General features: G+C 63.2%; 29 protein-coding genes and 1 pseudogene. 16 read left to right on the top strand and 14 right to left on the bottom strand.

Going from position 1 to position 26365, the window contains the following annotated elements:
* Positions 1–8: 8 nt before the first annotated feature.
* A complete protein-coding gene (locus BH93_RS19415; protein WP_037177000.1) occupies positions 9–860 on the bottom strand; it encodes a siderophore-interacting protein in 852 nt (283 codons plus the stop codon).
* Between the two features lie 188 nt (positions 861–1048).
* Here BH93_RS19415 and BH93_RS19410 point away from each other — a divergent pair, with 188 nt between their 5' ends.
* A complete protein-coding gene (locus tag BH93_RS19410) occupies positions 1049–1186 on the top strand; it encodes a hypothetical protein (protein ID WP_155291074.1) in 138 nt (45 codons plus the stop codon).
* A gap of 88 nt (positions 1187–1274) precedes the next feature.
* Here the strand turns inward: BH93_RS19410 and BH93_RS19405 are convergent, their stop codons facing one another.
* Complete coding sequence (locus tag BH93_RS19405; RefSeq protein ID WP_037176262.1) at positions 1275–2852, bottom strand: MFS transporter; 1578 nt, start codon at positions 2850–2852, stop codon at positions 1275–1277.
* A gap of 78 nt (positions 2853–2930) precedes the next feature.
* On the opposite strand from BH93_RS19405, the gene BH93_RS19400 reads away from it, so the two are divergent.
* The 4 genes from BH93_RS19400 (at position 2931) to BH93_RS19385 (ending at position 5055) form a co-directional block, all read left to right on the top strand.
* Positions 2931–3647: a TetR/AcrR family transcriptional regulator gene (locus BH93_RS19400; protein ID WP_080739192.1), complete on the top strand. Its 717-nt coding sequence runs from the start codon at positions 2931–2933 to the stop codon at positions 3645–3647.
* Between the two features lie 119 nt (positions 3648–3766).
* Positions 3767–4270: a PaaI family thioesterase gene (locus tag BH93_RS19395; protein ID WP_032394893.1), complete on the top strand. Its 504-nt coding sequence runs from the start codon at positions 3767–3769 to the stop codon at positions 4268–4270.
* Positions 4271–4273: 3 nt separating this feature from the next.
* Complete coding sequence (locus tag BH93_RS19390) at positions 4274–4867, top strand: winged helix-turn-helix transcriptional regulator (protein WP_197914428.1); 594 nt, start codon at positions 4274–4276, stop codon at positions 4865–4867.
* Entirely contained in the window at positions 4864–5055 is a 192-nt protein-coding gene (locus tag BH93_RS19385; protein WP_037176264.1) for a hypothetical protein, read from the top strand. Before BH93_RS19390 ends, BH93_RS19385 begins: the two co-directional genes overlap by 4 nt.
* 812 nt (positions 5056–5867) lie before the next feature.
* On the opposite strand, the gene BH93_RS19380 is transcribed toward BH93_RS19385, so the two are convergent.
* Together BH93_RS19380 and BH93_RS28250 are read right to left on the bottom strand one after the other, a co-directional pair.
* Positions 5868–6299 (bottom strand): hypothetical protein, encoded by a 432-nt coding sequence (locus BH93_RS19380; protein WP_037176266.1) that lies wholly within the window; start codon positions 6297–6299, stop codon positions 5868–5870.
* Entirely contained in the window at positions 6296–7123 is an 828-nt protein-coding gene (locus tag BH93_RS28250) for a VOC family protein (protein ID WP_347402317.1), read from the bottom strand. Before BH93_RS28250 ends, BH93_RS19380 begins: the two co-directional genes overlap by 4 nt.
* Positions 7124–7259: 136 nt before the next feature.
* On the opposite strand from BH93_RS28250, the gene BH93_RS19370 reads away from it, so the two are divergent.
* Complete coding sequence (locus BH93_RS19370; protein WP_371832073.1) at positions 7260–7811, top strand: dihydrofolate reductase family protein; 552 nt, start codon at positions 7260–7262, stop codon at positions 7809–7811.
* 106 nt (positions 7812–7917) lie between these two features.
* Here BH93_RS19370 and BH93_RS28295 read toward each other — a convergent pair.
* Positions 7918–8007, bottom strand: a pseudogene (locus BH93_RS28295) (dihydrofolate reductase family protein); the annotation flags it as partial.
* A gap of 185 nt (positions 8008–8192) precedes the next feature.
* On the opposite strand from BH93_RS28295, the gene BH93_RS19360 reads away from it, so the two are divergent.
* The gene (locus tag BH93_RS19360) at positions 8193–8783 is read left to right on the top strand and encodes a TetR/AcrR family transcriptional regulator (protein WP_037176271.1); all 591 of its coding nucleotides are present in this window, start codon (positions 8193–8195) and stop codon (positions 8781–8783) included.
* Positions 8780–10384, top strand: a complete 1605-nt coding sequence (locus BH93_RS19355; RefSeq protein WP_037176273.1) for a carboxylesterase/lipase family protein — start codon at positions 8780–8782, stop codon at positions 10382–10384. The genes BH93_RS19360 and BH93_RS19355 overlap by 4 nt, the downstream gene beginning before the upstream one ends.
* 40 nt (positions 10385–10424) lie before the next feature.
* Here the strand turns inward: BH93_RS19355 and BH93_RS19350 are convergent, their stop codons facing one another.
* The 3 genes from BH93_RS19350 to BH93_RS19340 all read right to left on the bottom strand — a co-directional run bounded on the left by BH93_RS19350 (position 10425) and on the right by BH93_RS19340 (position 13046).
* Positions 10425–10961 carry a hypothetical protein gene (locus tag BH93_RS19350; protein ID WP_052065624.1) on the bottom strand — a complete coding sequence of 179 codons (537 nt, stop codon included), beginning with the start codon at positions 10959–10961 and terminating at the stop codon, positions 10425–10427.
* A gap of 139 nt (positions 10962–11100) precedes the next feature.
* The gene (locus BH93_RS19345; RefSeq protein WP_037176275.1) at positions 11101–12282 is read right to left on the bottom strand and encodes a lipase family protein; all 1182 of its coding nucleotides are present in this window, start codon (positions 12280–12282) and stop codon (positions 11101–11103) included.
* A 134-nt stretch (positions 12283–12416) separates the two neighbouring features.
* Complete coding sequence (locus BH93_RS19340; protein WP_037176277.1) at positions 12417–13046, bottom strand: TetR/AcrR family transcriptional regulator; 630 nt, start codon at positions 13044–13046, stop codon at positions 12417–12419.
* 36 nt (positions 13047–13082) lie between these two features.
* On the opposite strand from BH93_RS19340, the gene BH93_RS19335 reads away from it, so the two are divergent.
* Both BH93_RS19335 and BH93_RS19330 read left to right on the top strand, forming a co-directional pair.
* A complete protein-coding gene (locus BH93_RS19335; protein WP_037176279.1) occupies positions 13083–13883 on the top strand; it encodes an alpha/beta fold hydrolase in 801 nt (266 codons plus the stop codon).
* A 246-nt stretch (positions 13884–14129) separates the two neighbouring features.
* A complete protein-coding gene (locus BH93_RS19330) occupies positions 14130–15605 on the top strand; it encodes an MFS transporter (RefSeq protein ID WP_080739195.1) in 1476 nt (491 codons plus the stop codon).
* A gap of 125 nt (positions 15606–15730) precedes the next feature.
* Here BH93_RS19330 and BH93_RS19325 read toward each other — a convergent pair whose 3' ends face one another.
* Both BH93_RS19325 and BH93_RS19320 read right to left on the bottom strand, forming a co-directional pair.
* Positions 15731–16225 carry an EVE domain-containing protein gene (locus tag BH93_RS19325; RefSeq protein ID WP_242459015.1) on the bottom strand — a complete coding sequence of 165 codons (495 nt, stop codon included), beginning with the start codon at positions 16223–16225 and terminating at the stop codon, positions 15731–15733.
* Positions 16218–16586, bottom strand: a complete 369-nt coding sequence (locus BH93_RS19320) for a VOC family protein (protein ID WP_037176283.1) — start codon at positions 16584–16586, stop codon at positions 16218–16220. The genes BH93_RS19325 and BH93_RS19320 overlap by 8 nt, the downstream gene beginning before the upstream one ends.
* A gap of 62 nt (positions 16587–16648) precedes the next feature.
* On the opposite strand from BH93_RS19320, the gene BH93_RS19315 reads away from it, so the two are divergent.
* Positions 16649–17101, top strand: coding sequence for a MarR family winged helix-turn-helix transcriptional regulator (locus BH93_RS19315; RefSeq protein WP_037176285.1), 453 nt, complete (start codon positions 16649–16651; stop codon positions 17099–17101).
* Between the two features lie 44 nt (positions 17102–17145).
* Here BH93_RS19315 and BH93_RS19310 read toward each other — a convergent pair whose 3' ends face one another.
* Positions 17146–17922 (bottom strand): alpha/beta fold hydrolase, encoded by a 777-nt coding sequence (locus BH93_RS19310; RefSeq protein ID WP_037176288.1) that lies wholly within the window; start codon positions 17920–17922, stop codon positions 17146–17148.
* Positions 17923–17972: 50 nt separating this feature from the next.
* On the opposite strand from BH93_RS19310, the gene BH93_RS19305 reads away from it, so the two are divergent.
* Positions 17973–18386: a MarR family winged helix-turn-helix transcriptional regulator gene (locus BH93_RS19305; protein ID WP_037176290.1), complete on the top strand. Its 414-nt coding sequence runs from the start codon at positions 17973–17975 to the stop codon at positions 18384–18386.
* Positions 18383–18604, top strand: a complete 222-nt coding sequence (locus tag BH93_RS19300; RefSeq protein ID WP_037176291.1) for a hypothetical protein — start codon at positions 18383–18385, stop codon at positions 18602–18604. The genes BH93_RS19305 and BH93_RS19300 overlap by 4 nt, the downstream gene beginning before the upstream one ends.
* Before the next feature lie 124 nt (positions 18605–18728).
* Here the strand turns inward: BH93_RS19300 and BH93_RS19295 are convergent, their stop codons facing one another.
* Positions 18729–19922: a PrsW family intramembrane metalloprotease gene (locus tag BH93_RS19295; RefSeq protein WP_037176293.1), complete on the bottom strand. Its 1194-nt coding sequence runs from the start codon at positions 19920–19922 to the stop codon at positions 18729–18731.
* Positions 19919–20545 carry a hypothetical protein gene (locus tag BH93_RS19290; protein ID WP_155291075.1) on the bottom strand — a complete coding sequence of 209 codons (627 nt, stop codon included), beginning with the start codon at positions 20543–20545 and terminating at the stop codon, positions 19919–19921. The genes BH93_RS19295 and BH93_RS19290 overlap by 4 nt, the downstream gene beginning before the upstream one ends.
* Before the next feature lie 481 nt (positions 20546–21026).
* On the opposite strand from BH93_RS19290, the gene BH93_RS19285 reads away from it, so the two are divergent.
* The 3 genes from BH93_RS19285 to BH93_RS19275 all read left to right on the top strand — a co-directional run bounded on the left by BH93_RS19285 (position 21027) and on the right by BH93_RS19275 (position 25055).
* A complete protein-coding gene (locus tag BH93_RS19285) occupies positions 21027–21326 on the top strand; it encodes a hypothetical protein (RefSeq protein WP_155291076.1) in 300 nt (99 codons plus the stop codon).
* A gap of 9 nt (positions 21327–21335) precedes the next feature.
* Positions 21336–23789, top strand: coding sequence for an excinuclease ABC subunit UvrA (locus tag BH93_RS19280; RefSeq protein ID WP_037176295.1), 2454 nt, complete (start codon positions 21336–21338; stop codon positions 23787–23789).
* A gap of 102 nt (positions 23790–23891) precedes the next feature.
* On the top strand, positions 23892–25055 hold the full coding sequence (locus BH93_RS19275) for an epoxide hydrolase family protein (RefSeq protein ID WP_037176296.1): 1164 nt from the start codon (positions 23892–23894) through the stop codon (positions 25053–25055).
* Here the strand turns inward: BH93_RS19275 and BH93_RS19270 are convergent.
* The gene (locus tag BH93_RS19270) at positions 25038–26327 is read right to left on the bottom strand and encodes an MFS transporter (RefSeq protein WP_242459014.1); all 1290 of its coding nucleotides are present in this window, start codon (positions 26325–26327) and stop codon (positions 25038–25040) included. The genes BH93_RS19275 and BH93_RS19270 overlap by 18 nt on opposite strands.
* Positions 26328–26365: the final 38 nt, after the last annotated feature.

The raw sequence follows: 26365 nt of genomic DNA, 5'->3' as shown, positions 1-26365 counted from the left end.
GGTCGGGTTCACAGACCGGCTTGTTCGAGGGCGTTGTCGACGATCTGTGTGAGTTCGTGGCCGGATTTACCCTCGGCGACGGCCTGCTCGCGAATGGTGTCGATGCGATCCTGCACCTGCATGTAACGCTGCTGCCATCGTTCTTTGTCGCGTCGCCAGTACCCCTTGATCTCGAATCTAGTTGGATGCCAGCACAGTTCTCGGTGAAAGTACTTGCGGATGGATCGGGCGTCGGATGCTTCGGTGGCCGCCCAGACATATCCAGCTTCCGGGAAGAGGTCGAACGATCGCACCGCTTCGGGTAGCGACAACGCAGAGGCGTGATGTCCGCGCTCGTGCCCTGTCCGGTCCGTGTGGAGCCACTGGTAGGAGACGTCGCCTTGCGTCTCGACGGTCTGCTCGTCTGCGTGATTGGGTACCGACGCTATGACGAAGGCGCGCGACCCGGTGGGAAGTTGCTCGACGGCTCGGGTCAATGCAGGAAGGCCGGTCATGTCGGCGACGAGGAGCTGCCATTCAGTGTCGGACGGAGGTTGGTACCAGCCGCGGGCCTCGGATATTCGGAGCTGATCTCCGGGCCTGGTGTTCAGGGCCCAGTCGGCTGCGATTCCGCCGGCGTGTACTACGAAGTCGACATCGAGAAGCCTCGTGGCGGGCTGGAAAGCACGAACGGTGTAACTGCGCGCGACCTGTTCCGCACCTTCACCGAAGAGCAGTCGCAACCTCTCGTCCGGTACCCCCGTGCTCTCGAACCCTGCGAGTCCATCGCAGCCGAGACGAACCCTGATCATCGACGGAGTCACGAACCGCGTGGAGACCGTTACGGCATCGAACACTCGGGGAAATGCGGACTCGGTCATCGACATGAATTCAGCCACTTCCTCCGCTTCGACCCCCAACAACATTAGCTTAGCCTATCCTTGAACCCTCTCCCTCGGAGTTCGCGCGAGGACCCGGAACGACCCGCGGGACACCGACGGGTATCGGCGTGGTTCCGAGAAACATCACGATCGATTCCTGTTTACGACCCCCTCGAACTGCCGTTCCGATGATCAGAACATCGCAGGGCAGGTGTCTGGCGAGACTCGACCTGGTTCGCTACAGCATCGGCGCACCGCCTCACAATCGCGATGCCATCAACAGCCACTTCGAAGCGTTGGCTCTCGCGGCTCCCCAGATTCTGTAGTCGACACGGGACGTGCGGCGATCGGATGAGCAAGCATCACGATGAGTAGTCGACTGTGGCCGTTGTTGACGTCGGTTGGCGGGAGATGTCACTGCGGCAACGAGGATTCGCTGGTTTCGTCGTCGGACGGCTGCTGGTTGGGGTGCGCCGGCAGAAATATGAGGATCAGTACTGCCGCGACTGCGGTGATCACCCCTGCCACGAGGCTGCCGGTGGTGAATCCGTCTACGAATGCGGTTCGGGCCAGGTCCGAGAGTTCGAGTGCGGCGCGCGTTCCTGCATCCCCGAAGGCGGTGGCGGCTTGCTGTGACGCAGCGAGTGCCGCGCCGACCGATTCCCGGGCGGGCTCCATCAGGACCGGGGGTAGTTGCGTGCCTTCGAGGCTGTCGCGGTACACCGACAGCGCAACCGAGCCGATGACGGCGACGCCGAGGGTCCCGCCGAGCTCTCGCGTGGCGTCGTTGACGGCAGATCCCATTCCTGCCTTGTCGGTTGGCACCACTCCCATGATGGCCTCGGTTGCGGGCGCACTGATCAGGCCGAGGCCTGCACCGAGGAGGACCATCTGCCCGGCTATCTGCCCGTATCCGGTGCTTGCGTCGATGGTCGAGATCCAGACGAACGCGGCGGTCAACGACGCGAGTCCACTTGCTACGACGAGTTTGCTGCCTATGGATACGGCCAGGCGAGGGCTGACGAGTGAGAACGCAGCAAGTGCTCCCGCGACCGGGAGCATGCGCACGCCTGTTTCCAGGGCTCCGAAACTGCGGACGGATTGGAAGTACTGGGTGACCAGGAAGATGAAACCGAACATGGCGAAGAAGGCGCTGGTGACCGCTCCGCTTGCCGCGGTGAATCGCATGTTCTTGAACAGTCGTACGTCGAGCATGGGGTGGCGGGCACGTGACTCCCGGTAGACGAAGACGGTCAACAGAACTGCTGCCAAGGCGAAAGCGAGCGTGGTCGCTCGTGAACCCCACCCGCGGTCGGGCGCTTCGATGATCGCGTGGACCAGTGATCCAAGTGCGATCGTGGACAGGATCAGTCCTGATTTGTCGAGCGGAGGCGTGGACGGATCGCGTGAGTCAGGAATGGTTCGGGTGGCCATCAGTAGTGTGAACAGTGCTGCGGCACCGTTGAATACGAGGATCGATCCCCACCAGAAGTGCTCGATCAGAGCGCCGCCGACGACGGGGCCGACGGCGACGGACACTCCGGTCGCTGCGCCCCATATCCCGATGGCTGCAACCCGCTCGGATCGTTCGGTGAACACGTTCGTCAGGATCGACAACGTCACCGGGTACACGATCGCTGCCGCGACGCCGGCCAGTGCGCGCCACGTGATGAGTTGTCCCGGATCGCTGCTCCATGCCCCGCCCAGCGATGCGATCGCGAACAACGTGAGTCCGCCCAGAAGGAACAGGCGCCGTCCGAATCGGTCGCTGAGCGATCCGGCAGCGAGCACCAGTGCTGCGAACGCCAGATTGAAGGCGTCGACGATCCACAGGAGATCTCGGGTTGTTGCGCCGAGATCGCCTACGAGGGTGGGCAATGCGATGTTGACGATCGTGGTGGAGACGTTGACGACGAAGACCGCGAAACACAGCGTCACCAACGCAAGGGTCTTTCTGGAGCGAAGTGCAGGTACCGCGGATACCAGGTGCATAACGAAGTTATAGCAGCGACGGCGAGCGACTGCAATGGTCTTGCCTGTGTGAACCTCGGTCTGTGACACCATCGTTTGATGGTCGGGTCCCCAGACGAGAAGTCGGCTCTGCAGCGAGGTTCCGTGCGTGAGCGACTGGTCGAAGCAGCTGTCGAGGTGCTGCGCGTTCATGGTCCGGGTGAGATGAAGGTGCGCCGAATCAGCGAGGAGGCCGGTGCTTCGACGATCGCTGTCTACCACCACTTCGGTGATCTGCAACATTTGCTGATCGAGGTGGTCAATCGCGGATTTTCGATGCTTCGTGCGGAACTTCTCGACGCTGCCGCCTCGAATGTCGAACCCGAGGTTCAGCTGTTTTCGATGGCCCTGTGTGTCCGGGGAATGGCTCGTGGCAACCCTCATCTGTACGACATGATGTTCGGTCTCTCGACCCGAGGGACGTACCGGGCGGCGGCGCCTGCGACCGTGACGCGAAAGCCGTTCTCGGATGCATACGAGGTGCTGGCTCGTGCATGCCAGGATCTTGCGTCCTCCGATCGAATCGATGTGGAGGACGGCGAGCTGATAGCGGCCCAGTTGTGGAGCCTGGTTCACGGGTTCGTATCTCTGGAAGCGGCCGGACATTTCGATGATCACGGCGATGCTGTACTCGCTGTACTGGCTCCGATGGCTGTTACCCACATGGTCGGTTTCGGGGAAGATCGCACGTATGCCGCGCACTCCGCGAGTACTGCCTTGGAGTGGTGGAAGCATCGTGATCGAAAATTCGATCGCAATGGATCCGAAGAAATCTGACTGTCGAAATTTGGTATCGAAGTCCTGAACGTCGCTGTGCACTTGGGGGGACGCGGTGCCATACTGACTATCATCTTGATAGTTACTCAACGGCGCTTCATCACTGCTGAAGGACGGATATGACAATCGGACAGGATCAACGGTCACAGACTTTCACCTGGGTTACTCCGAAATCGGTGTTGCGAGAGGCATCGCAGATGAGTGGCCTCGAGGTGATGAGGGCTCTGGCGGCGGGCGAGTTGCCGCCACCACCGATCGCGGTGCTGATGCAGTTCGATCCCATCGAGGTCGAGGACGGCAAGGTGGTATTCGAGTGCACTCCGTCCGAGGCGCACTACAACCCGATCGGCACTGTGCACGGTGGTCTCGCGTGCACTCTGCTCGATACGGTGATCGCATGCGCGGCGCATACCACGCTGCCTGCCGGAACCGGGTACACATCGATAGATCTGAACGTCAGCTACCTTCGAGGAATCTTCGATTCGAGTGGGCCGTTGATCGCCACTGGAACTGTGGTCAAACGAGGTTCCCGGGTCATCTTCGCGGAAGGATCCATAGTCGACAAGAACGGTGACGTCGTGGCCACCGGAACGAGTTCTCTGCTCGTCATACCCCCGAGGTGATACGTGCCGAGCAGCAGTTTCGACAGCATGGGTTGCCCAATTGCCGGCGCGCTCGAACAGGTCGGTGAATGGTGGACACTGCTGATCCTGCGTGATGCACTCGATGGGTTCAGCCGCTTCGACGAATTCGAGCGCAATCTCGGTATCGCACCGAACATGTTGACACGCAGGCTCAAATCCTTGGTCGACGCCGGATTGTTGGAACGTCGGTCATACAGCAATCGTCCGCCTCGCTTCGAGTATGTACCGACCGCCAGAGCCCGAGAGCTCACCTCGGTCATCGTCGCGCTCTACGCCTGGGGTAACAAGCACGTCGACCACGACGACCGTGCGGTGGTGTTAGTGGACGAGGCAGGGGAGACCATCGACCCGGTATTCGTGGACCGTCGGACAGGGCGCACCCTGGCAGAAAGCAAGGCGCAGTTCGTATCCGGACCGAAAGCTTCCGATTTCATGCGGGAACGACTCGACCCCGCGAACCGTGCACGACGTCGGTCCCGCAGCCGCGCCACGGCCGCCGCCTTCGAACCTGCCGACCGGCACGAATCAACACCGATGACACCGCCGACCCTCGGCCCGAAAGAGGCACAGCCATGACCACGTCCGAACTCGCGTCCACGCTCAGACGGCGATTTCACCCAGTGTTGTTGGGAACGGGCAACTTCGGCGGCATCGCCGGAACTGTTGCTTCCGGTATCGGCCTGGACGCCGCAGGCGCGACCACGATCATGGACCATGCAGTTGAGGTCGGAATCTCGGTGTTCGACACAGCGGACATCAAATGAGATGGGGCCCGTCGTGCACCTTCCTAATGACTCAAGGGCGACATGGGCTCGAGACGAGTGAGTCTCGTGTCACGAGTCCGCACGAAGCGTTGATCGTCAGGACGACCTCCGTCCACCCGATACCGTGACTGTCCGACTCCGATCACAACTGTCCGGTGCCGAAGGATCGGCGGCAGTTCGGTGTCACGAGCGTGTCACGAGTCGGTACGTTCGGACATGGAGTGGACCGGACGGGTATGCACGAAAAGCGTTGCAAAGAAACAAGTATAGAGTCCAACGCAGTTCAGGTGAATCCACTTCTAGGGACTTGAAATTCGCACAGTGTCGGTTCGAGTCCGACTGGGGGCGCTGGAGTCCGCCTAGTTCTCGAACTGCCTCAGTCGCGATTTCGGTGCGTTCGTGTAGTTCAGGCGCTGTTTTCGCGTCGGGAACCCACCAATTGCGATGGCTCGTTGACGCGAAGCTGACACATCTCGCTCCCTAGGGAACCGCCTTCGCTGGAATCGTCCGAGTGGCCCCCAGAAAGTTGGGGTGCGCATTTGATCCTGGTCTGGCCTACGCCCTCGAGTTCACGCGCTGAGATTGTCTGAGGTGACGGCACGGCGGCGCAACCAGTCGGAGGCCGCCCCTGCGTCTGCCGTACGAACCTCTCGAGCGGCAGATGCTTTCGACTGCATGACCCGGCCCCTCGTAGTAGCTCCCTTTTCTTTCGGAGCATGAATTGAGTGCGTCCGCTCGCTGAGCATCGGGCACCGAAGCAGTCGAAGTACCCGATCATCGGATCGTCGAGACGCGGTCAGTCGCTCTCGCTCTCAACCGATCCTGTCGAATCGCATCGACATCCACGTCGTCCAGCCGTCGCCGTCGAATTGTTCCCATCGAGTTGTCATGTGGCGGGTCCCGGCTCGGAAGTGGAACCAACTGCGAATACCGTTGCCCTCCAATAGAAGAGGGCCGTTGTCGTGCAACGTCAGTCGCATGAGCCCGGGTTCGGAGGCTTCGTCGAATGCATACATACGCCAACCCCCGTCGGGGTGTGAACCGCCGATCAGTTCGTGCGCGAGGGTGCGGTGGACACCGATCGTGACGTCGACGTCGTGCGCAATCCACTGCCCGCCCGGCAGCGCGGTGTAGGAATCCGTACCTGCTATTTCACTTTCGAGATTCCCGTGTCTATCCACGACGGTGCCCGATGTTCGCCACCGGCCCAGAATGGGATCCAAAGTGGCCAGTGAAACGCTCATTTGCCGGTGCGGATCGCGGCGTCCAGCGATGCCAGCGAGTCGTCGAGGAAGCTCATCGGAACCGCTGGCATCCCGCCGATCTCCTCTCGCACTGCTGCGGGTGTGTCGCTCCAATCGTAGGTAAGGGTCACCCGAGTTCCGTCGTCGTGAGATGCCAGGTCGTAGCGCCACCACCATCCGCCTGCGTCGAGTTCGCCGTCGCCGCTCTGCGAACACGGCAGCCACGCGATGATGCGGTCGCGCTCGAACGCTGTGACGAGGTTGTGCATCACGTAGTGTCCACCCGCCGCCTCGAGGAACATGTTGACCGCGAACGTATGGCCCGGGCCGGTGATCGGGGACGTGTCGATAGCGTCGCGAACCCAATCGGTCGGCTCGGTATGTTGGTGATTGTCGGGATTGGTCAGGAAAGCGAAGATGTCCGACGCCGCCGCGCCGATGGTGCGGGTGCTGGTGAATCGCTCGATCGGGGGCTTTGTGTCGGTCAGTGATTGGGACAGGATCACGTTGTTGCCGGCAGGGTCGGTGATCACGGCGAGCTTGAACTGCCCCGAGGGCACTGTGAATGCCTCGGCGTCGATGCCGCGAGAGCCGATGTCGAGCAGTGCGGCGTCCAGATCGGGTACTCCCAGGACGACATCGTGCCCGCCGGCCCGTTCGGGGTCGTGGTAGATCTGTACTCCGCGCCCGTCGCCGAGGTCCCATTCGGCGTCGGGGTCCATCGGCCGTCGGTCGAAGGTGCGGCCGAACAGCTTTGTGTACCAGTCGATAGCGGTGTTGTGATCGTCGACGAACAAGACTGGCAGAGTATGAATTGTCTGCATACCAAATCCTTCGCATCGGTGGATATAGAACCTTGCTACGAGTTCTGACCGAACGAAGTTCGAAAACTCACCGCGCCGGTGGAGCGAGGGGTGTCTGGAACGGGCGAGAAGTGGGTGGACGCAGTGGTACTTTCCGATGATGCGCACACTGGTTGTCACGCAGAACATCACTGTCGACGGCGTGATCGAGGCGACCGACGACTGGTTCAACCGAGCAGGGCACGACCCCGAACTCGACGCGGCGCTGGCCGCGCAACGCGATGCGTCGGACGGCTTCTTGGTGGGGCGGTTGACATTCGAGGGTATGCGTGACTTCTGGGGGCCGAAAACCGACGACGCGACGGGAGTGACTCAACATCTCAATCGCGTCGCGAAGTACGTCGTGTCCTCGACCATGAAGGACCCCGGGTGGACGAATTCGACTGTGCTGTCGGGAGATCTGATCGAGGAGGTCACGCGGGTCAAGGCGCTGGACGGTGCCGACATCGTCTGCACGGGGAGTATCGGATTGTGTCGGGATCTGATCGCAGCTGACCTCGTCGACGAGTACAGGTTGTTCCAGTACCCGTACGCGCGCGGACATGGCGAACGACTCTTCGACGGCACCCCGTCGCAGAAACTGCGCTTGCTGGAGTGCCGAGCGTTTCGGTCCGGATCGTCCTTGATGCGTTATGCAGTCGACCGATGACGGGTTGTCGAACGCGACTCCGTTGACGGGTCCGTTGCTCGGGCGCGGGCTATGTCTGCGGGACAGGGCTGTGCATCGTCTCCTGAATAACACCATCGAAGGTTTGACGATCGACCAAGCCTTCTGCCATCAGTGCTCGATTCAACGAAATGCTGCCATGTGATCGCAGCGGCATCGCCGATTCGGTCTTCAACCGGAAGGCCCTACCGAAATCGAGCGCCTCGAGCGCCGATGGCGGTGATCTGCTGATGTTCGGCAGCGCTACGACGGCGAACCCCCTGCTCGAATTGGGCTTCGTCGACGAGCTGATCGTATTCCGGGATCTAGATCTGACATCTGACATAGGTGTCAGAGTTTGAGCAGTCATGCTAAATTGGCCTCATGGACCACACGTTCCTTCAATCGGCACGACGCGCTCAACTCGTCGATGCTGCGATTGATGTTCTGGCCGACCTGGGTGCCGAACAGGCCTCTCTGGTGCGGATAGCCGAATGCGCGGGTGTCAGCCGCGGGGTGGTGAACTACCACTTTCCCGGGGGACGTCGCGAGTTGTTCGAAGCAGCTGTGGACGCCATCTACGACCTGGGTCGCCGGGAAGTGCACCCGGATACCGTGTCGGCGCAGTCGCCCCGCGACAGCGTGGCGTCGTTCGTTCGGGGGAGCATCGCGTTTTACGCCCGCTACCCGCGTCACCTTCGGGCCCTCACCTCGATCTACACCAGCCGCACCGGGGACAGCCTGCGGCGGGAGGAGCGACCCGAGCATGCGGCCGAAATGATGGCGACCGCCGGCCTGCTCCGGGACGGTCAGGTGGCCGGTCAGATGCGTGAGTTCGACGTGACTCTCATGGCGCTGACCATCCGCGCGATCCTGGATACCGCGGTCGGCTTGACCGCGGCGGGAGCCGACCCGGTTGTGCTTGCTGGCGAACTGGTCAGCACCATCGACGCGGCCACGAGGGCGATTTCGTGAGGCGCGCACTGGCGGTCGTCGCCGCGATGGTGCTGGTCGCCACTGGCTGTTCGTCGGTGGGCAATGATGCGGCGACCGGGTCGGATCTGGTGGTGGATACCACGACGGGAACCCTGCAGGGGGTCGCCGTGGGCGAGACGCACCAGTTCCTCGGTGTTCGGTATGCGCAGCCGCCGACCGGTGACCGCCGGTGGACCCTGCCCCAACCGGTTCCCGACACCGATGAAGTCCTCGATGCCACCCGACCGGGGTCGCCGTGTCCACAAACGGGAGAGACTGCGCAGGCCGTCTCGTCGACCGACGAGGATTGCCTGTTCCTGAATGTCACCGTCCCCGCCCGAGCGAGTGCGACACCGCGCCCAGTGATGGTGTGGTGGCACGGCGGCGGCTTCACCAGCGGAGCCGGCGCGCCGTACGACGCTCAGCGGCTTGCCGATCAGGGTGACGTCGTCGTGGTGACTGCGAACTATCGGCTCGGGATGCTCGGCTATCTCGGATTGCCCGGACTCGACGGGGCCGGAAACTTCGGTCTCGCAGACCAATTGGCTGCTCTGCGTTGGGCCAACGACAACGCCGAGGTATTCGGCGGCGACCCCGACTCGATCACTGTGTTCGGTGAATCGGCCGGCGGAACGTCCGTCTGCGCCGCGCTGACATCACCGGCTTCGGTAGGTCTCGTCGACAGGGCCATTTTCTCTTCCGGCTCGTGCAGCCTCGCGTGGCCCGCTGGAACGCTGTTCCCCGGTTTGCCTGCGTCGTCATCTTTGATTTCGTTGGCCGACAGCGAAGCTCACGGTTCTGCGGCTGCCACTGCGCTCGGGTGTACCGACCCCGACCTGCTGGGGTGTCTACGCGCACAACCCGTCGATGCCTTACTGGGGCAAGCCGTGTTGTTCGGTAACCCGATCGCGTACGGGACCGAACTGCTTCCGCGGCAACCGTCGGCAGCAGTCCAGCAGGGGAATTGGCTGAAGGTTCCTGTCCTGTCCGGCGGCAATCGCGACGAACACCGCTCGTTCATCGGCGGACTCTTGCTTACCGACCCGACCGCAGTGACCGCGGAGAATTACGAGTCCTTGATTCAGAGCTCGTTCCAGGCCGATGTGGGGGCGGTGAGCGCGACGTATCCGCTCGGTGACTACGAGTCGGCTCCCGTTGCGTGGGCCACCGTGGTCACCGATGTGGCGTGGGCCTGCACGACATCGCGCGGTGCCCGCGAATTGGCCGCGGATGGAACACCGGTGTACAGCTATGAATTCGCTGACCGGAGTGCACCCGATGTGAGCGGGGTGGCGTCATCGGGTGTGCCCCAGGGTGCGGCGCACGCCACCGACCTGCCGTACCTGTTCGATCTCGGCAGCGAAGATCTGCTCACTGAACCCGGACAACGCGAGCTCGGTGACGACATGGTGGCCGCCTGGGCCTTGTTCGCCCACACCGGTACTCCCGGTGGGGCCGACGACGCCTACTGGCCCGTCACCACCGGTACCGAAACCCCGGTCATGCAGTTCGACAATCCGGTCACCGGGTCAGGCATGCACCTCGTCGATCATCGCGCCGAGCATCACTGCGAGCTCTGGGACGCGATCACCCCAGAGTGAGGGTCGAGCCGTGCATCGTTCAACGTCCGCGAATCGAGGGTCAACTCGCTCCGAACACGAACCTGGTCGGCTCGACCTGGTCTCGGGTCGGAAATGCGTAAGCGCGGGTGGGACGCAGCTCCCAGGCCTGGAAGGGCGGCCCACCGGACGTCGGTGCCGCGTACGGTGCGTCGAGCTCATCGCCTCGAACCTCTGTGGGCCAGCCGAAGACGTCGAGCATGGCTGCGGAGGCACGGTGCATGTCGTCCGCCGTTGTGAGGCGCTCGGCAACACCGTCGACGACGAGATGAACATCGCCGAGGTCGATGGCCAGGGAGACCCCGTTGTCGTTCTGCAGGTGCGCAGTTTTCGACGCCGACGCTTTGGTGGCGAAGAAGAATGTCGTCTCGCCCCACGCCGCGAACACCGGCCGGGTGTGGACACCGCCTCGACGACCACGGACGTTGAGCCAACTCGTCATCTCTCCGGATCGCAGTGTCGCTGCAATGTCCGACCAGTGTGCGGCTCCGCCGCTTTCCTTCTCGCTGGCGGTGCCGCGACCGGTGCGGGCAATGATCTTCGTTTCGATGTTGTCCATACTCGGTGAGACCTCGGGTGGGCACCGAACTCATCGCGGCTGCCCACCTCGAGCATGAAAGGCGGCGGCCCGATTCGTCGACTGCAGTTCTCAATCGCGACCGAACGGACCTATCACGCCGAACTCGGCGGGCGGCGAGCTAACCCGAACCGTTGGCCGCGAATTGCTCTGCGGTCCAACGCAACACGAACGGCAGTCCGGTCATGGCACCGATGAAGTGGTCGCCTGCCACGGGCTCGTAGTGCACGTCGGCACCCTTGCTGCGCCACTGCTCGATCAGGGCAGTCACGCCGGCCTCGGGGATGAAGCGATCGCCGATCCACTTGCTCGCGGAACCGTGGAAGAACGCGACCGGCACCGACGGCGCGTCGGCACCCGGACGGTTCGCTGCGATCACCCGCCGCGCGATGTCGGAGTCGAACGGGTCGCGCTCGGACGCCAAGTCCTCGATTCGCATGCGTGCCAACCCGCCCAAGGCCAGGGGAAGGACGGACATGTCCTTCACCCAGGACGCCAACAGCAGCGCCTTCGGGCCGAACAACTCCACCATCTCGGGGTGCTCACGCGCGAGACCCATGCTCGCCGCGCCAAGCAGGCCGGCCGCGACGGTGCCGTTCATGGTGTCCAGCAGCATCGAGAAGTCGGTGGGCGTTCCACCGGCGACGGCACCCGCCAACCTCACGTCCGGCGCGTACCTCGGCTGCAGCTGCGCCGTCCACGTGGTGGCGATAGCGCCGCCGCTGTAGCCGTAGGCCACCACTGGGCTGTCGGCGAGCTCCGGGGCGACGACCGTCATCCCGCGCAGCGAGTCGAGGACGGCATGCCCGGCCATCGTGCCTTCGGAGTACGACATCCGCGGGCCTTGGTGATCGGCGACGAGGACGGCGTATCCGCGGGCGAGCCAGAGCGGCATCACCGGCGGGAGGTCCGCACCGACACCGTGCACGAGCCGGTACGACGGCGTGCTCTTGGCTCCGAGGGAATCGATGGCCACGTTGTGGGCGACGACGGGCCGCGGTCCGCGCCCGGTCCACGGCCGTTTCGGGATCAGCAGCGAGGCGGTGACGCCAGCGGGGAGACCCCGCGCGTCGGTCGACCGAACCATGAACTGATGCAGGGCGGTTCGCGGCCGGGGCACCAGACCGCGGGTCGTGCGCTGCCGGATCACTGCACCGGGTGCGAGGTCCTCGAAGCCGGGTGGGGTGAGGAAGAAGGCGTCGTTGTCGATCGGGGTCGGAAGGATCGCGGCATGGGGATCGTCCGGAGGCTCCAGAGGCAGTCGTCGAGTCAATACGCGATCGAGCACACCGAACAGAGTCATGATCCCCCGACATTCGTCTCCAGCCGTATGAATCCCCGCGGTCACCCTACAGTGCGAGGCGGTCGAGCTCGAGCACATCGGTCCGGCTCAGGACCGCCTCGCTGTGTTTGCCGCACGTGGCAAGCAGTCTTCCGTCATGCCTTTGCTCGGCTTTCGCTCCTGCAGTGCTCGACAATGGACGATGCGGCCAGCTTGGCGGTCGAGATGAGTGCATGTCGCGGCACTGCATTTCGAGATTGGACAGAAAGGCCGTGCCAGATCGCCTGGACGACTCCGACGATGGCGTCGGCCGATGTGTCGACTGGGAGCTCACCCTCGGCGATGGCACGTTCGATTCGCGCGTGTAGCGTGCGTTCGTTCGCGCGGTGCAGTTCGGAAATGTATTGCGCGGCGTCCAGCGTGTCAGCGCTGTCGTTCGTCACTGCACTGCTGACGAAACACCCGGGATGAGTGTCGGAAGGCGCGGTGAACTCGAGCACCGAGTTCGTCAGGATCGACTCGATCACCGCAGCGATCGAGTCGAGACCGACTGCGCGGGTGTAGATGTCGCGATACTCGACGGTGTATGTGCGGACAGCTTCCTCGAACAGTCCTGCCTTGCTGCCGAAGGTTGCGTACAGGCTGGACGTCGACAGTCCGGTCGCAGTGGTGAGTGCACGTGTGGATGTGCCGGAGAATCCGTGCCGCCAGAAAAGCCGCGCAGCAGCGAGCAATACGAGATCGCGGTCGAACGCCGAGGGCCTGCCGCGTGACGGTGTTGCCATGGTTGCATTTTAGATCGATTGCTCCATAATTGTCATATGGAGCGAACGATTCAGAAATCGGTGCCCGTGTCCGGCGGCAGCTGGGTCAACGTCGATGTCTACGGCAACCCGGACCTGCCAGGCCTTCTCATCCTTCCTGGAGTCATGAGTGATGCTCGATCCTGGGCTGCGGTGGCGCGATCGGTGAATGCGTGGCCGTCGGTCACAGTCGTCAATCGACGCGGACGCAGACCTTCGGGGCCACTGACCGCCGAGTACTCGATCGGTGTCGAGGTAGACGATCTTGTCCAGGTGCTGAGTGCGATTCCCGAGCCGGTCAGCATCTTCGGGTGGAGCTACGGCGGACTGATCACGTTGCTCGCCGCAGACGAACATCCAGTCGAACATCTCATCGCGTACGAACCTGTTATCCCGCCTTTCGCTCGACACGCTCTGAGCGACCTGAAAGAGGCAGCAGCACAGAGTGATCGGGGGAGGAGCGTCGAAATCGTCAATCTGGACATCTCCGGCTTCTCCGTCGAACACGTCGACATCTTGCGCGCCGATGCAAAGCAGTGGGAAGCGCTGTGCGAGCTCGCTGAGCCGCTGTACGACGAGTTGAGTGCGCTCGACGCAGCGCATCTTCCCGATGTTCTGGCCGGAAATGTCGAGCGAGTCGACCTGATCATCGGCCAACACAACCGTTCGGTCGAACCGTACGGCACATCCTTCGACCGGATCAGCCGTCGAATCCCGAACGCGCGCGTTCATCAACTCGATGGCAACGGTCATCTCGCTCACATCGAATCACCCGGCCAGCTCGGACGGGTCATCGACGCAACCGTTGTGTCGATATGACTCGGTTTCTCCCTGTGACCGCAGTTCGTGAGCCGGAAGAGTCTGCGCTGCCGAGTATTTCGTCAAATACACAACTGCGAGCAGGCGCGCCACTCGCCACCGATCAGCAGTCCAGCAACGAAGTCGGGCTCCCCTCGCTTGCTGCTGCCTGTTAGAGTCGGATTACCGGAAGTAAAAGCGAGGGCTGTCAGCCCCGTTCATACGCCGCCCACCGAGCTGCCACTTCTCCTTTGGATGGAGACGTGTATGAGCCTGAAAAATGAGCGACCAGCCAAAACAGATGAGGCGCAGGCCTCTTCGACGCGGCACCGTCCGCAGACTTTGAAAGCCGCCGCAGTAGCACTGGCCGGCCTTTCTGCAGTGTTTCTTTTCGAGATGCTCGACAACTCGATCCTCAACGTTGCCCTTCCCACCATCGGGCGTGAACTCGGTGCGTCGACCACCGCGCTGCAGTGGGTCTCCGGCGTGTACGCGGTCGTGTTCGGGGGACTGATGTTGCTGTTCAGTGCCATTGCAGACCGATTCGGGCGACGTCGAATGATGTTGAGCGGCCTCGTATTACTGGCGGTTGCCAGCGCGGCTACGTCCGTCGTCGAGACTCCCGAGCAGCTCATCGCAGTGCGTGCCGCGATGGGTGTCGCGGCGGCCATGACCACCCCCGGCTCCATGGCGCTCGCGTTCCGGCTCTTCGGTGAGGAGTCCTTACGCGTTCGAGCCCTCACCCTGATATCGACAGTCGGTCTGGTCGGGTTGGCGATCGGACCGACCGCAGGAGGCTTCGTTCTCGCTTTCGCGCCCTGGCAGGTCCTGCTTGTGATCAACGTACCCATTGCGATTCTCGCGTTCATCGGAATCCGCGTGGGCGTCATGAAAGACCTTCCCGAGGAGTTGCACCGCGACCCCCTCGATGTCGTTGGGGCGTTTTTCGGGACGGCCACCATCGTCCTGGCACTCGTCGCGCCGACCCTGTTCGTCGAGGTGGGTCCCGAATCATGGACGCCGTGGGCAGCAACTACCGGAACCCTTGCTGCGGCCACGCTGTTCGTCGTCCGCGCTCGCACGGCAAGGTACCCGCTCTTGGACCTGAAGCTCGTCGCGCTTCCCCTCGTGTCCAGCGGTCTCGCCTACAAAGCCGCGTCCGGTCTCGCCATCGCCGGCCTCGGCTACATGGTCACACTGCAGCTGCAGTTCGCATGGGGATGGTCGCCGGCCCTCGCATCGATAGGGATGCTCCCTCAGGTCGTTGTGCTGCTCGTGGGCGGCCGACTCGTCGCACCGTTCCTGCGACGAGCGGGGATGAACCACGCCGCCTGGATGAGCGCGGCGGCGGTGGTGCTGGGGCTGGCCGTCTTCGCCGTTGGTAGCCGATTCGGGTATGTCTGGGTCGCTTTTGCTCTCGTCCTCGTCGGGGTAGGTATGCGCATAGTCGGTGTCGTCGCAGGTACCAACGTCATGGCAGGTCTCCCGGAGAGCCGCACCACCATCGGGGCCGCCATGGTCGACACATCGAGTCAGGTCGCTACCGGCGTCGGGATCACCGTCACCGGCACCATCCTCGCCGCTCTCTTCACGGGCAACATCTCGAGTACCACGTGGAGCGCCGAGCAAGCGGCCTCGTTCCAAACCGGAGTGACCGTAGCGGGGTTCGTAATCACGGCGGCGGCTGCAGCGCTGGTGCTGCTCGGCATGACCCGGGCGCGGTCAGGCCGTGGCGGACTCTGATCGCTCAGGGAGATACCAATCGAGGCGCGCTGACTTGGTTGCTTTGCTTGCCGAGTCGTCTGTGAGCACCGTGGCCGTTGTGACGTCACTATCGACGTTGCCGGTGTGACGTGGTTGTGGAGTGGTCAGCGGCGCATCCGGGCGCAGATCGTCGAAAAGTCCTCTCGGGGAACGGTGAAGAGTCCGCGACGAAAGGGAAGCCCCCAGTGGGCAGTGTCCGGAATGAACGACAGTCGATCGACGAGCGGTCGTGCGTCCACGGGTGTGCAGGGGTGGAACGTGGCGGCCAGTCTCCACGGCCGGAAGTTCTCGGTGATGTCGACTTGATAGGGCTCGTCCCCGGTGATGGTCGCCCATGCTGTGAATTGTTGAACCGGAGTTCCTTTGTGCAGGCTCGTGCGGGGGGAGTAGAAGATCATCTCGTCGCCCGGCCGAGGTCGACCTAAACGCGTTCTCGCGCCGTGGTCGGCCTGCGTGAAGCCACCCTTGCTGGCTGCCTCGACGTGGTCCAGGCTGACGGTGTTGATCCAGAACCGCTGCTCCGGCTTGTCCGTGGCGGGCTTCGGGCGGGTCTTCGGGGGCGTGTGGCTCGTCATGATCTTCGTGCGCGGTTCAGGCACGGTCGTGGAGGGTGATGTGATAGCCGTCGGGGTCGGCAAATGTGAACGTGCGGCCGAAGGGGCCGTCGATCGGCGCGGAGACGATCGTCTTGCCATCGGCGACGAGGGCGTCATGGATGGCCTGAACATCTGTGGCGTGCAACCAGATTGCCGCACCGATGCCGGGCTGCGGGGTGGACGCGATGTCGGTGCCGGGGATGACGTCGCGGAGCGCGAATGCGATCGGGGACGTCTCGAAAACGACGGCGTGAGGCGGGCCGGCCTGCGAACGCACGAGACCGAGGTAGTGCTCGTAGAACGACTGCGATGCAGCGAGGTCGGTTGCTTGGAGGTTGATGAAGTCGGGTCCGGTGACAGCCATGGTGATGCTCCTTATCGTTTGTCAGTTTGTTGACACGCATCAAGCTATGTCAAACTACTGACATGAGTCAAGCGGATGAGGGTGTCGACCTGAAGACGTCGCTGGGATACCAGCTGAAGGAGGCTTCCAGTGCGCTTCGTGCGGCCATGGAAGCTGCCCTTCGGCCCCTCGGGATGACGGTGACTCACTATTCGTGCCTCGAGCTTCTGTCGCAGCGTCCGGGCTTGTCGAACTCGGATCTGGCACGGGGCACCTTTGTCACGCGGCAGGCGATGAATGTTCTCCTGCAATCGCTCGAACGCGACGGATATGTAAGTCGGCCCGCGCGAGCACCAGTCGGCAAGGCCCTGCCCACCAGTCTCACTGCCGCCGGGCGACGGAGATTGGCCCGGGCGACGGTGGCCGTCAGGGCAATCGAGAAGCAGATGCTCGCAGGGTTGTCCGATCAGGACCAAGTCGCGACCCGGCGCATTCTGTCGACCATCATCGAGTCGCTGAACCATCCGAACGGTTGACCGGGGCGGCTCTTCGCCGGCCACGCGCGTTGTCCGATGAACTTTCAGATGTCCGCCAGGAACGGATCGATAGCCGTCCAGGTCGCGTCCGGCGCTTCCAGGTGCGGCAGATGTCCGGCGTGAGCGATTTCGACGAACTGCGCGCCGGAGATCGCGTCGGCGATGGCCCGTCCGTACGCCGGCGTGACGATTCGGTCGCTCTCTCCCCACGCCACGAGCGTCGGCACCCTGATTGCGGCGAGCCGCGCGATCAGGGTCGGATCGCTCATGTTCCTGCCCGCCAGGGTTTCCATGGTGTTCCTATTTGCCAACTGCATCGCTCGCTGTTCATCGGTGAAAGTGCCGGGGTCGATGTATCCACGGTGCGGGTCGTGCCATGCGGCGTCGGCGAGTTCGCGAGCGTCGAGGGCGAAGAAATCCGCGACAGGTTCTCCGTCCACGACCGCTCCGACGCCGTCGATGACGACCACTGCTCCGATCGATGTTCGGTACTGCTCGGCACGGGCGGCCTGTACTGCCATTTCCAAGGCGATCCACCCGCCGATGGAGGACCCGATCAGCACGACGTCGGTGTACCCGCGCTCGCGCAAGAGGGCGAGGTAACCGGCGGCGAGTTGCGCGATCGAGGTGATGTTGTCCGGGCGGTCGGTGCCGTCCCAGCCGGGATGGGTGGGTGCCAGCACGTGCCGGTGAAGCGCGACGTGTCCGGCTAGGGAAGCAACGGTTCCAGGTCCGCCGCCGCCGTGTAGTACGAGCGCGGTCCGTGACCGAAGGCCAGGGGTCGAGGCGACGGGGAAGTCGATCGGCAACGATGCGTTCATGATTCTCCTGTATCAACATGTTTATATAACGACATTGATACGGTAGCACCATGGCTACCGATCTCGAAGTCCTCGGACAGACAATCAAACGTGCGCAGTATCGAAATCACCGCGCGATGGACGCTGCTCTACGCGAGATAGGTGTGAGCCTCGTGCAGTGGGATGCGCTGCGCGCGATCGATCGCATGCCGGGTGCCTCCGGGCACGAGCTCGCTGTGACGACCTTTCAGAGCGATCAGGCATTCGGGACTTTGGCGGGCAGGCTCGAAGAGCGAGGGCTCATCAGACGCTCCTCGGGCCGAGGACGCCGGGTGGAACACGTCCTGACCGACGCGGGAGTGCACGCACTCACGGAAGGTCGAAAGCTGACGCGCGGAACGCTGGAAGACCTTTTCGCGCCACTCGGTGAAGCGCAACGTCGCGACCTACTTCGGACCCTTCGCAATCTCACAGAAAAGCCTTGAGCCGGACGGTCCCGAGTGCCGCCGCGACGGTCAGCGAGTCGTACTCCGCTCCGTGTGCTCCCAGTGACCGTGCGGCCCGCGACCTGATGCGGCTGCGGGACGAGACCGAGCATCCGCACTGGATGCCGCAGCGCGAGTACGACAGCCTCTTCGGAGTGAACGTGCCTGTGATCGTCGCCTATCACGGTTACCCATGTCTCATCCATTTTCCGACCTAAGCCGAGCCAACAACACGCATCCTCACGTGTGTGGCCACCACGCCCTTCGGCATGGTGACGATGAATGACATGGACCGTCTCCATCGACGTCATCGACCGCACACCGATTCTGTTCGGTTGTCGGTCAGCCGGCCTTGACGCGCAGACGCTCGACCTCCGAGCGAGAGTGACGGACGGCCTCGGTGTCGGCTCCTTTCCCGCTGGCAAGGTCGTGGGCGAGGTCGAGAATCGCGCGCCGAAGATGCTTGCGTGCTCGACGGCACTTGTGATGGGGCGCGGACTTGATGAACGCCTTACGCGCCTTCTTCTCCAGGATGCCGTCCACCTCTGCGTCGGTCACGGTCCCCGCTTCGACCTCGGGGGCGAGGATGTCGCGGACGAACTGGTACTCGCGCGGCGCTGCTCGTCGAAACGCGATGGTCAGCACTGTGAACCCGAGCGCGATGGAGCCGATCATGACGGGGAAGGTCAAGATGCCACCCATACCGAGACCGGTGGCGTCGTCCCAGGTGAAGTGCAGGAACATGCCGAACAAGACGAATGCCAGGCCGCGCCCGATCCGGCGTGGCTGGGCCGCGGTGCCGATGATGTAGATGACACCCGTACAGACGAGGGCACTGAAGAGCGGATGGGAAACGAAGCTGACCGCGATGCGGGTGAACGACATCTGCACTGCCTGACCGACCGGATCGGTACCGAACGCCCGGGCAGTGGAGTTGGCCGCGTACAGAAAATCCTCGAAGACCGCGAATCCGAGTCCGAGGAACGCGCCGACTATCAGACCGTCGTTCGCGGTCCGAATCAATCGCGGGGCGAGGCCCATGAGGAGGACGAATCCGCAGAGTTTGGCGGCCTCTTCGGTGATCGGTGCAGTAGCACCGGCTGCCCAGTCGGCGCTCCACACCTGACCGAACAGCTTGGAGTAGATGCCGAGCATCGCGGTGTTCACGGTGTAGGCGAACGCGAAGGTTGCCGGGATAGCGCCCCACAGAAGCGCAGCGAGAACGAGGCGGCCTGGCTGGCGCTCCCAACGGTCGATATGACGGAACCAGGCGAACCACGCCAGCCCACACAAACCACACAGTATTGCCGAGATCGCGAAAGCGTCGGCGTAGAAACCGGCCGACGGCGCGAAGAACGCCCACGCCTGGAACACGCCGATCGCAGTCAAAGCGAGGTAGACCCAGAACGAAAGATTGTGGGGTTGCACGAAGCGGAAACGCTCACCCCAGCCGGAGACCTCGATCGCACGGGCCTGGCGTTGGCGGGCTTCGGAAGACTCGGAGCTGCGCGTGGTGTCGGTACCGGTCTCGCTCATGAGTTGTTCCCGTCTACGGTCCGGATGCTGGCGATCATGGTCTGGATGTCGTCGACGGCCGCGGTCATCTGAGCGGGAGGACCGTAGGCGGTGATTTTCACGCCGGTACCGGAGATGACAAATGCTGCGACCACACCGTCGCCGGTCACACTGCTGTAGGGCTGAGCGACACCCGTCTCGCCCGCCGTCGTGGTGAGAGTGGTCCGGTCGCCGTCGACCCGGAAGGTCGGGTCTTCGGTGCGGGAGGTGACCTTCTCTACCTGGTCCAACAATTCACCGGGAGTGCCGTCGAACGTGTCCGGCGAGACCTGGAAGGTGACGCCCTTCCCGGCGATGGTGGCGTCGCCGGACCTGCGCCCCTGATCGTTTGCTCGAAAGCCCGCTTCGACATCCCAGCCGGTGGCCGGGGTGAAGACGATGGTGTCGGTGATCGCGAGTTGCTCGCCGGCTACCACTGGATCGTCCCAGCCGATGGCTGCATTGACACGTGGCACGAAGATGGTCAGCACTACGAAGACCGCGACGACGAAGAGCGCCGGTGGAAACGTGCGTCGGTCGAGTCCGAGCAGACGATGCTCCGCCGGCGCCCGATGTTTTTGGTGCGCAACATGTATCTGTGTCACGGGTACTCCTCGGTGCCGAGTGTTGTTCGTGCACATGGACCTCGTGATCGGTGCAGTTCAACAGGGGTGGAATGAGCAGAGTGGTGCTTGCGGTGCAACAGTGCGCGGTCGTTCATCACCGAGTTCATTGATATCAAAGGCGCGTGGGTATCCGCTGTCGCTCTGCTCGAAAAAAACTGGAAGTACATTTACTACGAAGAAATCAGAAGTTTGCCCTCGTCGCCAGACGGCATTCGCGATAGCCGCGACATCACGTAATGCAAAAAGTGGTCGGGCGAGGGGAGAGGGCGAAACCAATGTGCCTACATTGCTGTTCCGAGGGATGGTTCCCGGATTTCGAGAAAAGCGCCGGGCAGCAACGTCGTTCTTCGTACGGTGAACGGTACGGCCTGGCCAATGGATATTGGGCCGGACCCGACGTGCGATCGACAAGTCAGGTTCCGTGAGAGCAAAGCCCGGTCGGGTGCGCAGGAGTCCGTCGGTGGTGACCGGATTCTCGATGTGGCCCTTGCGGTTTCACGCGGCTCGACGTCAGAAGATGACTCCATCGGTGGTACTCGCGATGTCCGAGACGACGGTGTATGCACTGGCGCACAAGCGATCCAAGCTGTTCGGATCATGGCAGAAATTGGGACTACTCGCCGAGATTCCACGTTCGCACCTGAGCGTGGCGCACAGACGGCGCGGAAACGTTCTTCTTTCGACGTTGACGGATCATGCCGACCCGCCGATGCAGCGCATCCCGCCGCTTCTGTGCCCTCGGGCCGAGGACGCCAGCTAGGCTCGTTCGGTGACGGACTCAACGTGGGACGGGTATGTCCGTGTGCGCGGCGCCACCGAGCACAATCTGGCCGCTGTCGATGTCGACATACCTCGCAATGCCTTCGTCGCGTTCACAGGGGTGTCGGGGTCCGGAAAGTCGTCACTGGCTTTCAGCACCTTGTATGCCGAAGCGCAGCGACGCTACTTCGAGTCGGTTGCGCCCTACGCGCGTCGGCTGCTTCAGCAAGTGGGCGCACCCCACGTCGCCTCCATCACCGGCCTTCCACCGGCCGTCGCGCTGCAGCAGCGCCGGGGTTCGCCCAGCTCACGCTCCAGCGTCGGCACCATCACCACCATGTCCAACTTGCTCCGCATGCTGTACTCGCGGGCCGGTAGCTATCCCGATGGTGCGCCGCTGCTCGCGGCGGAGGCGTTTTCACCCAACACGGTCGCCGGCGCGTGCCCGCGATGCGGCGGATTGGGCGACTTCCACGATGTGACAACGGAATTGCTCGTTCCCGACCCCTCGCTCAGTATTCGCGAGGGGGCGATCGCGGCGTGGCCGGGTGCGTGGCAGGGTGCCAACCTGCGCAGCATCGTTGCCGGACTGGGTATCGACATCGATGTGCCGTGGCGCACGCTGAAGAAGAAGGACCGGGAGTGGCTTCTCTTCACCGACGAGCACCCCAAGGTGTGGATCGAACCCGAAGAGGGCCGCGTCGACCACAGCTACGAAGGCAAATTCTGGAGCGCTCGGAGTCACGTCATGCATGTTCTGGCGGACTCGAACAGCGAGCGGATGCGGGACCGCGCGCTGCAGTTCACCGAGACCGTTCGCTGCCCGATGTGCTCCGGCAGTGGACTGCGCGCCGACGCGCTGGCCGTCACCATCGCGGGCCGCTCGATCGCCGAGATCAATGCACTTTCCTTGACCGAACTTGCGCAGGTGTTGCGCCCGATCGGCGAACAGGAAGGAGAGGGAACCGAGGTGGCGGTACGCATCACCGCCGACCTGCTGGTCAGAATCGATGTGTTGCTCGACTTGGGCTTGGGATATTTGGCGCTGGGGCGTAGCTCGACGACGCTGTCGCCTGGCGAGACGCAGCGGTTGCGGATCGCCACGCAACTCCGTTCCGGTCTCTTCGGGGTGGTCTACGTGCTGGACGAACCTTCCGCAGGACTGCATCCCGCGGATGCCGAGCCACTGCTCGACGTCCTGGACCAACTGAAGGCGTCGGGCAACTCCCTTTTCGTCGTCGAACACGACATGGACGTGGTTCGCCGCGCCGACTGGGTGGTCGATATCGGTCCCGCGGCCGGCGAGGGCGGTGGACGGGTTCTGTACAGCGGCCCCGTCCCTGGGTTGGAGGAGATCGAGGAATCGGTCACCGGCAGGCACCTCTTCGGTCGGGCGGAATCCGAGCAGCGCGAGTCGCGCCCCACCCAGGACTGGCTGACTCTGACCGGAGTCACCCGGCACAATCTGCAGGAGTTGACGGCGAAGTTCCCACACGCGGTGTTGACGGCAGTGACGGGTGTGTCGGGCTCGGGGAAGTCGACGCTCGTCAGCCAGGTCCTGTTCGAGGTGGCGCGCCACCGACTCGAGACCGCGGCGGACGAGGACGATGACGCGCAGATCGAGGTCGACGTGGCCGAGGTGTCCGGAATCGAGATGTTCACCCGCCTGGTCCGGGTGGATCAACGCCCCATCGGCCGAACCCCCCGATCGACACTGGCCACCTACGTCGGAATGTTCGACATCGTCCGCAAACTGTTTGCCGCCACCGATGAGGCCAAGGCCCGCGGATGGTCACCAGGCCGGTTCTCCTTCAACGTCGCCGACGGACGATGCCCCACGTGCCAGGGTGACGGTTTCGTCGAGGTGGAGCTGCTGTTCCTTCCCGGCACCTACGGCCCTTGCCCCACCTGCCATGGTGACCGGTACACCCCGGAAACTCTCGAAATCACCTGGCGCGACAAGACGATTGCCCAGGTATTGCACATGTCGGTGGACGAGGCTGCGATGTTCTTCGCCGATATCGCGGGAGCATCCCGCAGTCTGGAGACCTTGCGCGACATCGGGCTCGGCTACCTTCGGCTCGGTCAACCTGCCACCGAGCTGAGCGGCGGAGAAGCGCAGCGCATCAAGATAGCCACCGAACTGCAGCGCACCCGCCGCGGCACTGCCCTTTATCTGCTGGACGAACCGACGGCAGGGCTGCATCCCTCCGACGTCGCACTGCTCATGCGCCAACTACACCTGCTTGTCGACGCGGGCAACACTGTGGTGATGGTGGAACACGACTTGGATGCCATCGCCTCCGCAGACTGGGTCATCGACCTCGGTCCCGGCGGCGGCGACAACGGGGGCACCGTGGTTGCCACCGGGACGCCCGCCGAACTGGCGGCGTCTCCGGACAGCATCACGGGACCATATCTGGCCCGACGGCTCCAATCCTCAACTGCCGCTTCGTCTCATTGAGCTTCAGCCTTACCGACGCGACCGACAACTATGCGAGCTACATCGTGGGCTTGCCGGCAATTCAGGACCACCGCTGTCCGCGATACCTTGCACGATGACGTCATGACAATCACTGAGCCTCCCACCCCGTTCGTTGTCGACGTTCCGCAATCCGAGCTCGACGACCTGGCCCGTCGTGTTCGGGACGCACGTCTGCCCGAACCCCTCGGTGCCGACGACTGGACTACTGGAGTGCCTGTGTCCGTGCTCCGTTCGATGGCGACCACCTGGGTCGATGACTTCAGCTGGCGAGAGGTGGAGAAGCAGCTCGCGTCGTTCCCTCAGTACATGGTGGAGATCGACGGGCAGCGCATCCACTACTTTCACGTGCGGTCGTCGCGAGCCGACTCCACTCCCGTGCTGCTGTGCCACGGATGGCCGGGGTCGTACCTCGAATTCCTCGACCTCGTCCCACTGCTGACCGAGCCGGACGACGCCGACCTTCGAGCCTTCGACGTGATCGTGCCATCCGTCCCCGGATTCGCATTCTCGACGCCGCTGTCCGACGGCGGGTGGAGTACCGATCGCGTGGCCCAAGCGTTCGTGGAGTTGATGAGTTTCCTCGGATACGGGTCCTATGTAGTGCAGGGCGGTGATTACGGTGCCGGAGTCGCACCGGCGATGGGTCGTCTCGATCCGGACCACTGCGCCGCCATTCATGTCAACGGGTCCATCGGCGCACCCTTCCAGGAACCCGACGAGGCAGAGCAGAAACGTTGCACCGAAACCGAATTGGACCGCTATCGACGTGTGGGCGAGTTCATGGAGTCGGAGTTCGGGTACATCTCCATCCAGTCGACGCGTCCGCAACTTCTCGGTGCTGCTCTGACCGACAGTCCCATCGGTCAGTTGTCATGGATGCTGGACAAATTCCGCGCGTGGACTTATCCGTTCGACGCGGAACCGGATGGTGCCCTCGGCCGCAATCGGATACTCGCCCACGTCACCCTGTACTGGTTGACTCGGAGCGCCGGTAGCGCCGCCTACACGGTCTACGCGGCCGAGGGTGGAGCCTGGGATGGTCCGAAGGCAAAACCGTCGCAACCGGTGGGTGCCATCATGTTCGCCCACGACATCGGCATCAGGCACCTTGCGGAACACGAGTTCGACATCGCGCACTGGACCGAGGTTCCGGATCATGGTGGTCACTTCGCGGCGATGGAGGAGCCGGTGCGTCTTGCCGCGGATCTGCGCTCGTTCTTGTCTGCGTTATCGTCTGCCGGTTGACCGATCACTGGGGGTGGGGACAGTCTCCGCGGCGGCCGACGAACGCCGTCCGGCTGGAATCAGAATCGTCACACCGGCACCGATGACTGCCGGCAAGGCGAAGGCCAACAGCTGAGTGCTGGTTCCCGCACCGGCGGCGACGAACAGTCCGCCGTATGTCGGACCGACGATCGCGCCGAGACGCCCCACCGCGAGTGCGACGCCCAGTCCTGTGGTTCGGCACGACACGGGGTAGTAGCCACCGATGAAAGTGTTGAGCAGGATCTGCGTCCCGGTTGTTCCCATTCCTGCGATCAGCACGAGAACGTAGACGATCCCGATCGGGGGAGTGGTCGCGATCAACGCCAACGACACTGCTGCACAGAGGAATCCGAGAGTCGTCACCGGCTTGATGCCGAACCAATCGGCCAGGTAAGCGCCGCCGAGTGCACCTACTGCACCGCCCACGTTGAGCACCAGCAAGAAGGACAGCGCTGCACCGAGCGGGTATCCGGCCGATCGCATCACCGCGGGCAACCAGGTGGCGACGCCGAACAACACCAGGAGGCACAACAGGGTCATCACCCAAAAGGACAGTGTCACTCGCGCACGGTTCGCAGTGAACAGCGCACCGATTCCGCGATCTGTCGACTTCGGGTCACCACCGAAATTCTTCACAGCTTCTTCGAGGCCGTAACGAGTCGAGATCGTCTGTGCCGCAGCGCTCCTGCCCTGCGAGTTCAGGAAAGCGGGGGATTCAGGGAGATAGCGGAGCATCATCGGCAGGATCAACAACGCCGGGATCATCCCAGCTGCGAACATCGCTCGGAAGCCGAATGCCGGGACGAGCCAGAGGGACAGGATCCCCGCCGCGATACCGCCGACGCTGGTCCCCACGAATCCCAGTGCGACCGTTCTCGCTCTGGTGTCGAGGCGGGAAAATTCGATCAGCATCGACGCCGCGGTCGGCATCAGAACTCCTGCCCCGACGCCGACGACAAATCGCGCTGCTCCGAACATCTCGGGCGAGGGTGCAAGTGCACAGCATCCCATTGCGGCCGAGAACAAAGCGACCGCGGCGATCAAGGCGCGTCGCCTACCCCAGCGATCTGCGATGCTGCCCGCGGCCAGCGCCCCGACCAACATGCCGACTCCCACCACCGATCCGAGTACACCGACGGTCGCCGGATCCAGATCCCACGGCTCGTACGCCAGGAGCGACGGCACCACCGTTCCGTACATGAGAAGGTCGTACCCCTCCAGCGTCAACGCCGCCAGGCAGAGTGCGACCACGGGTGAAAAAGTGTTACGTGACATGAGTTTCCGCTCGC

It is taken from the genome of Rhodococcoides fascians A25f (assembly GCF_000760935.2).
Taxonomy (GTDB): domain Bacteria; phylum Actinomycetota; class Actinomycetes; order Mycobacteriales; family Mycobacteriaceae; genus Rhodococcoides.
Note: the sequence above shows the minus strand (reverse complement) of the source record. Positions and strands in the feature narration are given on the sequence as shown.